Source organism: Mycolicibacter nonchromogenicus, assembly GCF_002101775.1.
In the GTDB taxonomy this organism is placed as follows: Bacteria; Actinomycetota; Actinomycetes; order Mycobacteriales; family Mycobacteriaceae; genus Mycobacterium; species Mycobacterium nonchromogenicum.
The window spans coordinates 48,977-61,279 of the sequence record NZ_LQPI01000021.1 but is presented as its reverse complement, the minus strand read 5'-3'; the positions used below and the strand labels follow the sequence as shown (position 1 = coordinate 61,279).

At 68.2% G+C, this 12,303-nt stretch carries 12 protein-coding genes and 1 pseudogene; 6 read left to right on the top strand and 7 right to left on the bottom strand.

All coding sequences use genetic code 11. From position 1 onward, the window contains the following. Positions 1-94: 94 nt before the first annotated feature. Together AWC18_RS01905 and AWC18_RS01900 are read right to left on the bottom strand one after the other, a co-directional pair. Complete coding sequence (locus tag AWC18_RS01905) at positions 95-751, bottom strand: L,D-transpeptidase family protein (protein WP_085137313.1); 657 nt, start codon at positions 749-751, stop codon at positions 95-97. Between the two features lie 65 nt (positions 752-816). Beyond that, positions 817-1,350 carry an HAD family hydrolase gene (locus AWC18_RS01900; protein WP_064998477.1) on the bottom strand — a complete coding sequence of 178 codons (534 nt, stop codon included), beginning with the start codon at positions 1,348-1,350 and terminating at the stop codon, positions 817-819. Positions 1,351-1,535: 185 nt separating this feature from the next. Here AWC18_RS01900 and AWC18_RS01895 point away from each other — a divergent pair, with 185 nt between their 5' ends. Together AWC18_RS01895 and AWC18_RS01890 are read left to right on the top strand one after the other, a co-directional pair. Beyond that, a complete protein-coding gene (locus tag AWC18_RS01895) occupies positions 1,536-2,186 on the top strand; it encodes a response regulator (protein WP_064998476.1) in 651 nt (216 codons plus the stop codon). Positions 2,187-2,230: 44 nt separating this feature from the next. After that, positions 2,231-3,433, top strand: a complete 1,203-nt coding sequence (locus tag AWC18_RS01890; RefSeq protein ID WP_064998485.1) for a GAF domain-containing sensor histidine kinase — start codon at positions 2,231-2,233, stop codon at positions 3,431-3,433. A 28-nt stretch (positions 3,434-3,461) separates the two neighbouring features. Here the strand turns inward: AWC18_RS01890 and AWC18_RS01885 are convergent, their stop codons facing one another. After that, entirely contained in the window at positions 3,462-3,971 is a 510-nt protein-coding gene (locus AWC18_RS01885; RefSeq protein ID WP_076049819.1) for a MarR family transcriptional regulator, read from the bottom strand. A gap of 179 nt (positions 3,972-4,150) precedes the next feature. On the opposite strand from AWC18_RS01885, the gene AWC18_RS01880 reads away from it, so the two are divergent. From AWC18_RS01880 to AWC18_RS01865, 4 genes and pseudogenes are all read left to right on the top strand, one after another. Next, a complete protein-coding gene (locus AWC18_RS01880; RefSeq protein WP_085137311.1) occupies positions 4,151-5,197 on the top strand; it encodes a type III polyketide synthase in 1,047 nt (348 codons plus the stop codon). Positions 5,198-5,201: 4 nt separating this feature from the next. Further along, positions 5,202-5,702, top strand: a complete 501-nt coding sequence (locus AWC18_RS01875; protein WP_085137299.1) for an isoprenylcysteine carboxyl methyltransferase family protein — start codon at positions 5,202-5,204, stop codon at positions 5,700-5,702. A gap of 185 nt (positions 5,703-5,887) precedes the next feature. Then, positions 5,888-6,565: pseudogene (locus AWC18_RS01870) on the top strand (ABC transporter ATP-binding protein); the annotation flags it as partial. 146 nt (positions 6,566-6,711) lie between these two features. Next, positions 6,712-9,210 carry an ABC transporter permease gene (locus AWC18_RS01865; RefSeq protein WP_085137295.1) on the top strand — a complete coding sequence of 833 codons (2,499 nt, stop codon included), beginning with the start codon at positions 6,712-6,714 and terminating at the stop codon, positions 9,208-9,210. A 5-nt stretch (positions 9,211-9,215) separates the two neighbouring features. Here the strand turns inward: AWC18_RS01865 and AWC18_RS01860 are convergent, their stop codons facing one another. The 4 genes from AWC18_RS01860 to AWC18_RS01845 form a co-directional block, all read right to left on the bottom strand. Next, entirely contained in the window at positions 9,216-9,698 is a 483-nt protein-coding gene (locus AWC18_RS01860) for a hypothetical protein (RefSeq protein WP_133054965.1), read from the bottom strand. After that, on the bottom strand, positions 9,695-10,357 hold the full coding sequence (locus tag AWC18_RS01855; protein ID WP_085137290.1) for a class I SAM-dependent methyltransferase: 663 nt from the start codon (positions 10,355-10,357) through the stop codon (positions 9,695-9,697). The genes AWC18_RS01860 and AWC18_RS01855 overlap by 4 nt, the downstream gene beginning before the upstream one ends. Continuing rightward, complete coding sequence (locus AWC18_RS01850; protein ID WP_085137308.1) at positions 10,344-10,934, bottom strand: DUF4389 domain-containing protein; 591 nt, start codon at positions 10,932-10,934, stop codon at positions 10,344-10,346. The genes AWC18_RS01855 and AWC18_RS01850 overlap by 14 nt, the downstream gene beginning before the upstream one ends. Before the next feature lie 88 nt (positions 10,935-11,022). Next, positions 11,023-12,270 carry an FAD-dependent oxidoreductase gene (locus tag AWC18_RS01845; RefSeq protein WP_085137288.1) on the bottom strand — a complete coding sequence of 416 codons (1,248 nt, stop codon included), beginning with the start codon at positions 12,268-12,270 and terminating at the stop codon, positions 11,023-11,025. Positions 12,271-12,303: the final 33 nt, after the last annotated feature.

The following is a 12,303-nucleotide window of genomic DNA, read 5'->3' as shown; positions in this document are numbered from 1 at the left end:
CCGGCCCCACCGGAGAACGCGCCCAATGGTGGTGGTACCAACCCTTCCAACCCCAAGCACCACCGGCCACCAACTAGATCGGCCGCCGTGCCGCCTACTTGGCGATCGCCATCACCGCGCCCGGCTGTAGCCAGCCGATGATCTTCACGAGCGTGGCGTCATCGATGGCCACGCAGCCCGCCGTGGGCCCGCCGTCGGTGGTGTGAAAGAAGTAGGCGGAGCCGGCACCGGGAGTGCGGGATTTGTTGACGCCGATGACCACCGCGTGCCGGTACTGCGGGATATTGAGGTTCTCGCTGATCGCGGTGTTGAACGGGCACTGGGCTTTTCTGCAGACCTGCATGGTGTTGTAGGTCGGGCTGTTGGAGTCGCTGTCCCACCAGTGATCAGATCCGACTTGCACATACGGCAGGCCGCCGCCGGGATTCGGAGCGGTGCCGAATGCCGAATCGAGCGAGTAAAACCCCATCGGGGTCGACGGCTCGCCTTCCCTGGTGCTTGGCGTGATGCCCGCCGAGCCGACATGGGCCGGGATCCCGGCCGCGACCGCCTCCCAGCCCGCGGGAGTCCGCTGATAGACATCGATCTTCGCGGTCGAATGCCCTACTCCGACAACCGAAACGACCTGGGTGGCGTTGCCGACGGCATTCCCGAACCAGGGTTCGACCACCGCGGCGGCCCGTGGCGCGCTCACCGACGTCACACCCATGACGCACAGCACTGCACACAGAAGTGCCACCAGTCGACGCATCACATCATGGTCGGCGACCGGGTCGTCAGCGTCAAACACCGGGAGCGCGGCGTAACCGCGCCGGATCAACCTGCTTCGCGGCAGCTGAACCGGGCGACCACCCGCTGGGCCTGCAGCTTGCGGCATCCGTCGGCCGACAGTCCGTCGTAGCTGCTGGAACCGGCGTAGATCACCGGCAGTCCGATCGCTGCTGCGGTGCGCGCACCGGACTCGTAGCCGGCGATCACCAGTGCCTCCCCGGCCACGATGCCCAGCTCCCACAGCGCCAGCCGGTAGAGCTCGGCATCTCCGCCGGGACCGGTCAGGTCGTCGGCGCTGACCACCGTCTCAGCCATGCCGTCGCCGATCAGTTCCCGCACCCGCTCCTGCACCCAGGCGCGCGAGCCGGCGCCGACCACCGCGATCCACAGGCCGGTGGCGAACAGGCTCAACACCAGGTCCACCAGGCCCGACCGGGGTTCGCCGTCGGCGTCGGCGAGCGCGTCGAGGTCGAAGATCACTGCTTGCAGGGGGTACACCTCGGCATCCGGGTGCTCCTGGTCCCACCAGAACGGGCGGCCCGGACCGATCCATGTCGCGAGTTCAGTTGTGATCTGCATAACAGACACCGTGCCCGACGCGGGCCCCGGTGTCCTCCCCCATTGGGGGGATCTGGGCGGGTAATCACCCACTTGTGACCCGAGGGTGGGCTTGTCGGCGGTCCCGGCTTCGCCTCACCTCCGCCGTCCCCACGGGCCGACTCCAGTGAGCCTCGCCGAACCGCCGGGAGCCTTATTGTCTTGCTATGCCCGTGCGCCTGGTCCTCGTCGACGACCACGAAATGGTGATCGAAGGGCTGCGGGCCATGCTCACCGCATTCGCCGACCGGGTCGAAGTGGTCGGCCAGGCGATCAACGCCGAGCAGGCGATGGCGGTGATCGCCGAGACCGACCCCGACGTCGTGCTGTGCGACGTGCGGATGCGCGGCGAGAGCGGCCTGGACCTCTGCCTGGCGCTGCGGGAGCGGGACCCGGAACGCAAGGTGGTGATGCTCTCGGTCTACGACGACGAGCAGTACCTGTTCGAGGCGTTGCGCGTCGGCGCGACCGGTTACCTGCTCAAGAGCATCAGCAGTGACGACCTGGTGCACCAGATCGAGCTGGCGCACCGCGGCGAGACGGTGATCGACCCCGGGCTGGCGGCGCGCGCGGCCGGCACCGCCGCACGCCTGCAACGCGACGAGTTCTGGCCCGGCGCTCGCCAGGGGCTGACCCAGCGGGAAAGTGAGATCCTGGCCTACATGGTCAGCGGGCTGTCCAACCGCGGGATCGCCACCAAGCTGGTGATCGGCGACGAGACGGTCAAATCCCATCTCCGCTCTATCTACCGCAAGCTCGGGGTGTCCGACCGCACCGGCGCGGTGGCCACCGCGCTGCGCGAAGGTATTTACCGGTGAGCTCCGGCACCGGGCCGCGCTCCCGCCCCCGCAAGACCACAGCGGTGCGCGATTTCGTCGACGCCAACCATGAGCTGGCGCTGCTGCGGGAGCTCATCCAGGCCGCCTCCAGTGGACCCGGCGTGGAACCGCTGGCCGCCGCGGCGTCCCGGATGATCACCGCGGCCACCGGCACCGATGTCTGCTTTGTGCACGTCCTCGATGACACCGAACGCTCGCTGACCCTGACCGGGGCGACCCCACCGTTCGACACCGAGGTGGGCAAGATCCGGCTGCCCCTGGGCTCAGGGGTGTCAGGCTGGGTGGCGCGGCACCGCGAGCCGGTGGTGATCAGCCACAACAAGGAGGCCGACCCGCGCTACCTGCCGATCGAGTCGCTGCGTGGGCGCGACTTCACCTCGATGGTTTCGGTGCCGATGGAGACCGACCCGGGCGGGCTGGTGGGCGTGCTCAACGTGCACACCGTGGCACGCCGCGAGTTCACCCCCGGGGATGTCGAGCTGCTGCGGGTGATCGGCAGGCTCATCGCCGGCGCCATGCATCAAGCCCGGCTGCACCGCCAGTTGGTGGCCCGCGAGCGCGCCCACGAACTCTTCGTCGAGCAGGTGATCGAAGCCCAGGAGATCGAACGGCGCCGGTTGGCCGGTGACATCCACGACGGCATCTCGCAGCGGCTGGTGACACTGTCCTACCGGTTGGACGCCGCCGCCCGCGCCGTCAGCAACGACCCGGACGAGGCGTCGGCGCAGCTGGAGGCCGCCCGCGAACTCGCCGGGCTGACGCTGCAGGAGACCCGGGTGGCGATCAGCGGTCTGCGGCCGCCGGTGCTCGACGATCTGGGCCTGTCCGGTGGTCTGGCCAGCCTCGCCCGGTCCATCCCGCAACTGACCATCGAGTTGGACCTCGCCGAGACCCGGCTGCCCGAGCACATCGAGCTGGCGTTGTACCGGATCGCGCAGGAGGGCCTGCAGAACGTGGTCAAACACGCGGCCGCGACCACGGTGCGGCTGCGATTCGCGATCACCGCCGACCCCGACACCGCGCGGTTGGAGATCGTCGACGACGGGGTGGGTTTCGACACCTTTGAGCATCCGGTCGGCGGCGACGAGATGGGCGGATACGGGGTGCTGTCGATGGCCGAGCGCGCCGAGTTGGTCGGCGGCCGGCTCAACATCCGGTCGCGCCCGGGCGCGGGCACCGCCGTCACCGCCACCATCCCCATCCCGTCCCCTGCCGCGCGGGAGTGAATCCCCCTACGACCGTGTGGGATCGACGCTAGAAGTCCCCGGCGTTGCGCCGCAGCGTCTCGATCGCTGAGGACAGCGCCCGTGATTCCTGCACCGACATACCGATGTCGGCGAACACCTCCCGATTGAGGCTGTCCGTCGCCTCGGCCACCGTGGCGCGGCCCAAGTCGGTGATCGACACCAGCGTGGTGCGGCCATCGGTGGGGTGCGGCAACCGTTCGACCAGGCCGGCCGCCTCCAACCGCCGGATCGCGTGCGTGACGCTGGTGACGTGGACCTGCAACCGGTCGGAGGCCTTGGTGATCGGCAACGCGCCAGAACGGCTGAACGCCAGCAGTCGCAGCAACTCGAATCGGGAGAAACTCAAGTCGTAGGGCCGCAGGGTCGCCTCCACCCGGGCCAGCAGGATCTGGTGGGCGCGCATCACCGAGGTCACCGCCACCATTCCGTCGGCGACCTCACCCCAGCCGGCCCGCTCCCAGTTGGCGCGGGCCAATGCGATCGGGTCGGCGTCGCCGGCGGAACTCGAAGCTGCCACGCCCCTTCTTACCGCACCGTGACGCGCGGTTACGCCGGTGTGCGGTAATCCATGAGATCCGCGAACCGGGGCACTGGTCGCAGAAAACGAAATGCGATGCCGCCGTAAAGGGAAGAAAGTTCCGTGCGATAGCCGAAAATGAACCATTCAGTACTCGACAACGTCACACTGAGATGACCATGACTACGCCGTCGCTCGCTGCGGTAGCCGTTGAGTTCCCGCCTCATCGGTACAGCCAAGGGGAATGCGCCCAGGCGCTGGGCGATTTCGCGGGGCCGGAGTTCCAGAGGTTCTTCGACGCCAGCGGGGTGGTATCCCGCCATCTGGCATTGCCACTGCCGCGCTACGCCCAGCTGAGCGGCTTCACCGAGGCGAACGACACCTTCATCGAGATCGCCCTGGACCTGGGCGAGCGGGCACTTCTGGCGGCCTTGGATGCCGCCGCGCTCAAGCCGGCAGACGTCGACGTCGTGCTGTCGACGACGGTGACCGGACTGGCGGTACCCACACTGGAAGCCCGGCTGGCCGCCCGAATCGGGCTGCGTCCTGACGTCAAACGGGTGCCGTTGTTCGGGCTCGGCTGCGTCGCCGGCGCTGCGGGAGTCGCCCGGATGTACGACTATCTGCGCTCCTACCCCGACGGGGTGGCGGCGTTGCTCGCGGTCGAACTTTGCTCGCTGACCATCCAGCGCGACGACCGTTCGGTGCCTAACTTCGTGGCCGCCAGTCTCTTCGGTGACGGTGCCGCGGCCGTGATCGCCACCGGGGCCAACCGGCGTCGGTCCGGGCCGGCTGCGCCGAGAGTCTTGGCGACCCGCAGCCGGCTCTATCCCGACTCCCAGGACGTGATGGGCTGGGACATCGGCACCAGTGGATTCCGGATCAAGCTGTCTGTCGAGGTCGCCACCGTCGTCGAGAAATATCTGGCCGAGGACGTTCACAACTTCCTGGCCGACTGTGGGCTGCGTCCCGACGATGTGTCGACCTATGTCTGCCATCCCGGCGGGCCGAAGGTCATCGAAGCGGTCGAGACGGTGCTCGACCTGCCGCCCGACGCACTCGACCGGACCCGAACGTCGTTGCGTGAGAACGGAAACCTGTCATCGGCCTCGGTGCTCGATGTACTGCGGGCGACGATGGCCGATCCGCCGCCCCCGGGCTCTTTCGGCCTGATGGTCGCGATGGGGCCGGGGTTCTGTTCCGAGCTAGTACTGCTCGGTTGGTAACCGGATGTACTACCTGTTGATCCTGGCCGTCGGGCTTGAGCGGCTGGTGGAGCTGGTCGTGGCAACCTCGAATGCCAACTGGGCTTTCGCCCGGGGCGGTAGGGAATTCGGTCGCGGCCACTACCCCGTCATGGTGTTCCTGCACTCCGCGCTTCTCGTCGGCTGCGTGGCCGAGGTGTGGCTGTTGGATCGCCCGTTCATCGGGTGGCTGGGCTGGCCGATGCTGGCGCTGGTGATCCTGAGCCAGGGGTTGCGCTGGTGGTGCGTGCGGACCCTGGGCCGCCGCTGGAACACCCGGGTGATCGTGTTGGCCGATGTTCCCCTGGTGCACCGGGGGCCCTATCGATGGCTGCGCCATCCCAACTACGTGGCGGTGGTCATCGAAGGCTTCGCACTTCCGCTGATTCATACCGCGTGGCTGACCGCCATCACGTTCACACTGGCCAACGCGGCGCTCCTGCGAGTCCGGATCCGGCTGGAGAACTCGGCCCTGGGCTACGCGTAGGGGCGGCGCGCGCCGAGCGGCCACGCCGCCGCGAGGGACTTCGCCGGCGGCCGAGTCATGCGGTCCTCTCGCCGGTGAACCACCGAGCCTCGCCATCCGTGTCAAGGATCAGAACCCGCGGATAGGGGGTGGCGCCCTTGCACACCGATCTTCGTCGTCACCGGGATCAGTCGCGCCCGCGTGGGTTGACCATCGAACTCCGCGACGTCATCCGCGAGTACCGGATCGGCGGCCAACGGGTGCGAGCACTCGACCGGGTCAACCTGCATCTCACCGGGGGCCAGTTCGTGTCGATCGTGGGACCCTCAGGCGCGGGCAAAAGTACGCTGCTGCACCTGCTCGGGGCGCTCGACTCCCCCAACAGCGGTTCGCTCCTCTTCGACGGCACCGAGATCGGCCGCCTCGGGGATGAAGAGGCGTCGGCGTTTCGTCGACACCGGGTGGGATTCGTCTTTCAGTTCTTCAATCTGCTGCCGACCCTGTCGGCGTGGGAGAACGTGGCCGTTCCGAAGCTGCTCGACGGCAGCCGACTCGACTGGGTCCAGCGCGAGGCGATCGGGTTGCTGGAGCGGGTCGGACTGGGCGATCGAGTCGATCATCGGCCGGCGGAACTGTCCGGCGGTCAGTTGCAGCGCGTCGCGATAGCACGGGCGCTGATGATGGATCCGTCCCTGATTCTCGCCGACGAACCGACCGGAAACCTCGATTCCGCGACGGGCTCTGCGATTCTGCAACTGCTTGCCGAGGTGGCGCATGAGGGCGGCGGCCGCGCCCGGATGGTGGTCATGGTGACCCATGACCGCAACGCCGCGGCGGCCACCGACCGCGTGATCGGCCTGCAGGACGGCCGGGTGGGCTCAGACAGCTGGTCGCCGCCCAACGGCAGCGGCGATCGCAAGCGCGGCGAAGCCGGGCGCAGCGGGTCGCCGCCGAAAAACTCCGCCGATCGCAAGCGCGGCGAAGCCGGGCGGCGTTGGGCGCCGCGCAATGGTCGGGTCACGGTCCCACGATGATCTCGGCTGTCGCCGCCACCGCGAGCCGGCTTCGACTGTTCAGTCTGCGCGAACTGGCCGTCCACCGGCGGCGCACCCTGGCCTCGGTCACCGTCATGGCCGTGTCGGCGATGTATTTGGTTGCGGTGCTGGGCATCTTCGGGTCGATCACCGGTTCGGTGACCCGGCTCTCCGACGGGATCGCCGGGATCGCCGCACTCGAGGTGTCCGGCGTCACCGATGCCGGGTTTCCCGACTCGCTGGCAGCCGAGGTGGCCCGGGTTCCCGGCGTCGCGACCGCCGCCCCACTGATCCGGGCGACCACTCCCACCCCCACGGGGACGATGCTGCTGTTCGGCGCGGACGCGAGCAGCGTCGCGCTGGCCGGGGCTCTGGCCGATGCGTTGGCACATCCGCCGACGGGGCCATCACCCACGCCGAGCGGCGTGCAGGTGGGACCCGGCGTCGGCCATGGCAAAGGGGACGGATTCCGGCTGGGCACCACCTGGGTCACGGTGACACAGGTACTCACCGGCAAGCATCTCGCCGATCTCAACGGCGGCAACTACGTGCTGGCCCCACTTGCCCTGGCGCAGAACATCACCGGACGCATCGGCCAGCTGGACTCAATACTCATCACCACCACGCCGAACGCAGACCCCGCTGCGGTGCGCGCCGCGGTGACTTCGGCCGTCGACGGACGAGCGATCGTCGCCGAGCCACGGATGCGAGCCACCCGCACCGGTGACGGCGTTCGGCTGATGAACTACATGGCGCTGATGGGTGCGGCGGTGGCGTTGGTGGTGGGCGCGTTTCTGGTCTACACCACGATGACCATGGCGATCGCCCAACGCCGCCCGTCCATCTCGACACTGCGCGCGATCGGGGGCCGACGCTCCACCATCGTCACCGACCTGATCGGGGAAGCCGCGGCCCTCGGGGTACTGGGCGGAGCCGTTGGGGCGGCCTTGGGAATAGTCCTGGGTCACTTGGCGATCCACCGCCTGCCACCGGCCATCACGCAGGGACTCGAAGCCCGGGTCGAGTATTGGCTACCCGGCTACGCACTGCCGGTCGCCATCACCGCAACGGTTCTCAGCAGCGTGGCCGCCGCCGCTATGGCGGCGCGTCAGGTCTACAGGGTGTCACCGATCGAGGCGTTGGCGCCGGTTGGGGCGTCCACCGCTGACACCGTGCCCCGCCGGGTGCGGACGGTGAGCGCCCTCGTGGCCGTCGCGCTGATCGCGGTGTCCTCGTCGATCATCGTCGGACATCGCGGCAACACCTCTCTGGCCGCGATGATTGCGGTGTTCTGCGCCGAGATCATCCTCGGTTTCGCCCTGACCGCGGCCCTGGTCGGGGCGGCGGCCGCCACCGCCCGGACGTTCGGAACGGTCGGCGCGGTCGGAGCCGCGACCATCCAGCGCGCGCCGCGTCGGGTCTGGGCGACCGTGATGACCGTGCTGATCGCGGTGGTCACCACCGTGGTGATCACCGGCACCGACAACGACATGATCTCCTCGGCGCGCGCCATCTTCGCGCCCGTTGCGGAAGTCGACGTGTGGGTCAGCGCGAACACCCCCGACAGCTTTCCCACCGACGCGCTGCCGCAGGGCCTGCAGGAGCGGGTGGCCGCCGTGCCGGGGGTGGCCCGGGTCTGCCCGGGCGCCTACGGGTTTGCGGTGATAGGCGGAACCCGGGTGATGCTCGACGGCTTCTCCTCCGGATCCGCCGATCCGCTGTATCGCGCACTCGACGAGCAGACGCGCCGCGATGTGCTCGCCGGCCGGGGCGTGGTGCTCTCCCAGAACCTGGGCGCGACACTGGGTGTCGGCGTCGGCGACGAGCTGCATCTGCAGACACCGCGCGGCCCGCGGCGGGCGGCGGTGCTGGCGCTGGTGCCGTACTTCTCGACGGTCATCGGGACCGTCGGGATCGGGCTCGACCAGCTGCGCGCCTGGTTCGATCGCCCGGCGGTGACCACGCTGCAGGTGACCGCCGCCGACGATGTCGATGTGGCGCGGTTGCGCACCGACATCCGCCGCCTGGTCCCCGAACCGAACTACGTCTACGACGGTCGCACCGCTATGGCGGGCCTGGAGGCGCCGCTGCGTCAGAGCATGGTGATCGCCAACGCGGTATTGCTCATCGTGGTGTTCGTCGCCGCGGTGGCCCTGTTCACCACTCTGACGCTCTCGGTGCTCGAACGCCGCCGCGAGATCGGCGTGCTGCGGGCAATCGGCGCCGATCGGCGCTTCACGCTGCAGATGGTGCTGGCCGAGGCGGCCGGCATCGGTGTGATCGGTGGCCTGGTGGGGCTGGCGGTCGGCCTGATCGACCAATGGCTCTACAGTCTGGTCAGCGCTGAGATCATGAATTTCACCGTCACATTCCGACCCAGCGCGCTAGCACCGGCCTACGCCGTGGGTGCGGTGGCGATCAGTCTGCTCGGCTCGGTGCCGCCCGCACGACGAGCCGCCCGGCTCAACATCATCGACGCGGTCGCCTCGGAATAGCGTGCTCAGACCAGCCCCAGCTCGATGAGGTCGATGAAGAACTCGGCAAAGGGATCCGTGAACGGCAGAGAGAACGAGAAGTCCAGATCCGGATAGTCCGGAACGATGAACGTGTTCACCGTCTCGCCGGCCACCCCGATGCTCGCCGCCCCGAACCCCAGATTGTCCTCCGGGTCGGTGCCCGACGTCAGAATGTCGATGAACAACGGCGTCTCAAAGACGACCGCGACGTAGTTGTCGTCGGAGGGGTCGCCGGCCGAGGTCAGGGTGAACAACCCGAAATCAGTGGTGTGACTGATGAAGTCCGGGTCGTCGACCGTGGCGAACAGGACCGCCCCGAGATCGATGATGTCGTCGTAGAGCCACTGATCGGATCCGGTGCCGCGACCACCCCCGTCCGCGTAGGCCGGCGGGCTGATCGCCAACGGGGCGAGCCCGGCAGCCAAAGCTGCGCCGAGACCCACGCGGCTCGCAACTGTCCTACTCATGGCAACTCCAATCTTTCGAGGTTGTTCAGCCCGCGGTCATGGCGCACGGTGGCAAACCCCTGCAGCTGCGGTGTGCACGGCGGCGGTACTGGCGTACGGCGAATGCTGGACAGCATGGTTGTGTCGAACCCTGCGGCGGCAATGGCATCCAATGTCCGGCGGTTCGGCCGGCAGCCGGATGCCAGCCATGCCCACGGTTTCGCGATCAGGTCCTGGAATCGGCCCATGGCGCCGTCACCGCGGACATGCTCGAGAACCACCAGCCGACCCCCTGGCGCCAGCACTCGGTGGATCTCGGCGAGCGTGGCATCGACGTCGTCGACCGAGCACAACACGAGCCCTACATGTACCGAATCGAAACTGTTGTCCGGGAAGGGAATCGATTCGCCTACTCCGTCGACGATCTCCACCGTGACGCGGTGGCGACGGGCGGTGGCGGCCGCCATTCTGCGCATCGCCGGCTCCGGCTCGACGGCCGCGACCGACGTCACCGCTGCGGGCACGAACATCAGGTCCGCTCCGGGTCCGAGGCCGATCATCAGCAGCCGGCCCATGGCGTGGCTCATGGCTGCCCGCCGGTACCGCCGGTAGAACAGTCGGTCGAAGAACGGCATTCCGAGGCGATACACGTACGGGAACAGTGGATTACGGCGCGCCATCGGTCACCCACAGCTCACCCTGGTCCAGCCGAAACGGCGGATACTCGTCACGCATCAACGAGACGTACACGGCCACCCGGTAGCGCCACCGAACGATGCCCAACAGCAGATCTGACATGCCGGCCGGGATCGTTCCGGTGATCAGCAGCGTGACCGCGGTGATCACGCACAGCAGCTGCAGCGCAGGCTCCAGAGCCCAACACATCAGGATCTGCGGCAGCCCCAACAACCACCATTTGACCAGTACCGCCCGCTTGTCGAGTTGTTCGGGATAGTCGACCTGCAGATCGGCCGGATAGTCGGGCCGAGACGCCAGCGTGAAGGGCGGGAATCTGTCGGTGCTGTTCATCGGAAAGCGGTAGTTCATGACTCGCCATGACCAGCGCAGCACACCCACATTGAAGTCGAAGATCGGGCGCGGATATCGACCGGTGATCGCAATCGCTACGCCGGCAACGAAAGTCAGCGGCAGGTAGGCCAGATACAGGCCGATCAGGATCGGGTAGTGCGGGGTGGCCAGCAGACACCACTTGAACAGCCAGAGCCAGCGCGAAGGGTGGTCGAATTCGCCGCGCACCCGTACCGGATCGGTCGTTGCCGCAGCGACGGGATGCGTGGCCACCACCTCGACCTCTTGCGCGGGAAGTGCCATCTGTCCGCCCTCCTCAATGACCGTGATCTGTTGTCTGGCCGGCGGTTCGGCTGACATCGATCGGCCCGAGCCCGCGGCTGATCTCCGCCGACATCCGGTGATGACTGACCCAGCGCAGAAACATGGTCAGTCCCCAGGTGTGCAGGCGGTCCGGGATGAATGACGCCGGTCGCAACACCAGCTCACTGTGGGACAGCTGCAGCGCTGTCACCCGGGACACCGCCGCCACCTTGCGGCGGCGAGTGTTCTCGTACCGGCGCAACGCGCGCGCCAGGTCGTCCGGCGACGGTGCCGGCCGGAGATCTCCGAGCACCTTGCACAGCACCATGGTGTCGAGCAGCGCCTGGTTGGTCCCCTGCGCCATGGTGGGCGGCATGGTGTGCGACGCGTCGCCGATCAGCGTGAGCACGCCTCGACCCGCCCCCGGACTCCGATGGCGAAAGTGCGGGTAGGGCGATCCGGCCAGGTCGTCGTCGGTCAGTGCGGCCAGCACTCGATCGACCGGAGTGGACCAGCCCGCGAACTGTCGGCGGATCATGTCGATCGGGGATGGCGGCCGAACGAAGTCCGGTGACCACGGCAGGTCGAACCACCACTGCAGCTCGCAGCCACCGGCGGGCCACAGCCCGAGGTTTCCGTGCCTGCCGACCATCATCAGCGCCACCCGCTTGTCGGCGACGACGTCGGCGAGACTGACCAGCCCCTGCCAGCTGCTCCAGCCGGTCGGCTCGGCCGGTGGCGAGTCGCTGAGTTCCCGCACCCTCGAATGCAGTCCGTCCGCACCGATCAACACATCGCCGCTGACCGAGCTGCCGTCAGCGAAGTCGACTCGGGCCGCGCCGTGGGTTGCGCTCACGCCCACCGCGCGGGCGTTGCACCGGATGCGCTCAACCGGGAAATCGTCCAGCAGACGTTCCAGCAGGACCCGGCGCGGGACCATCCGAACCGGGGCACCCAGCCCGCGCGTCATCGCGGTCAAGTCGAGAGTGGCCAGTGGCCGTCCGGTGGAGGTCGTCACCTGGACCTCAGACAATGACTGCCCAACGCCCGCCATGTCGACACCCAGCTGCCCCAGCACCGTCGCGCCGTTGGACCAGATCGTCACGGCGCCGCCGCCGGGCTGAAGCTGTGGCCGCCGCTCGAAGACGGTGACGTCGTGCCCGTCCCGCAGCAGCCCGCGAGCAAGGGAAAGCCCCGCAACGCCTGCGCCGACTACCAGGATGCGTAAGGCTGATGGCGCGCTCGAGGCTCGCACCTTCATGACACGGTTCAGCGCGGAGTTTGGTTCATTCCC

Coding starts and splice junctions, on each gene's coding strand:
- AWC18_RS01845 (WP_085137288.1), bottom strand. CDS start 12,270: ATGAAGGTGCGAGCCTCGAGCGCGCCATCAGCCTTACGCATCCTGGTA.
- AWC18_RS01905 (WP_085137313.1), bottom strand. CDS start 751: ATGCGTCGACTGGTGGCACTTCTGTGTGCAGTGCTGTGCGTCATGGGT.
- AWC18_RS01895 (WP_064998476.1), top strand. CDS start 1,536: ATGCCCGTGCGCCTGGTCCTCGTCGACGACCACGAAATGGTGATCGAA.
- AWC18_RS01865 (WP_085137295.1), top strand. CDS start 6,712: ATGATCTCGGCTGTCGCCGCCACCGCGAGCCGGCTTCGACTGTTCAGT.
- AWC18_RS01900 (WP_064998477.1), bottom strand. CDS start 1,350: ATGCAGATCACAACTGAACTCGCGACATGGATCGGTCCGGGCCGCCCG.
- AWC18_RS01860 (WP_133054965.1), bottom strand. CDS start 9,698: ATGAGTAGGACAGTTGCGAGCCGCGTGGGTCTCGGCGCAGCTTTGGCT.
- AWC18_RS01855 (WP_085137290.1), bottom strand. CDS start 10,357: ATGGCGCGCCGTAATCCACTGTTCCCGTACGTGTATCGCCTCGGAATG.
- AWC18_RS01880 (WP_085137311.1), top strand. CDS start 4,151: ATGACTACGCCGTCGCTCGCTGCGGTAGCCGTTGAGTTCCCGCCTCAT.
- AWC18_RS01875 (WP_085137299.1), top strand. CDS start 5,202: ATGTACTACCTGTTGATCCTGGCCGTCGGGCTTGAGCGGCTGGTGGAG.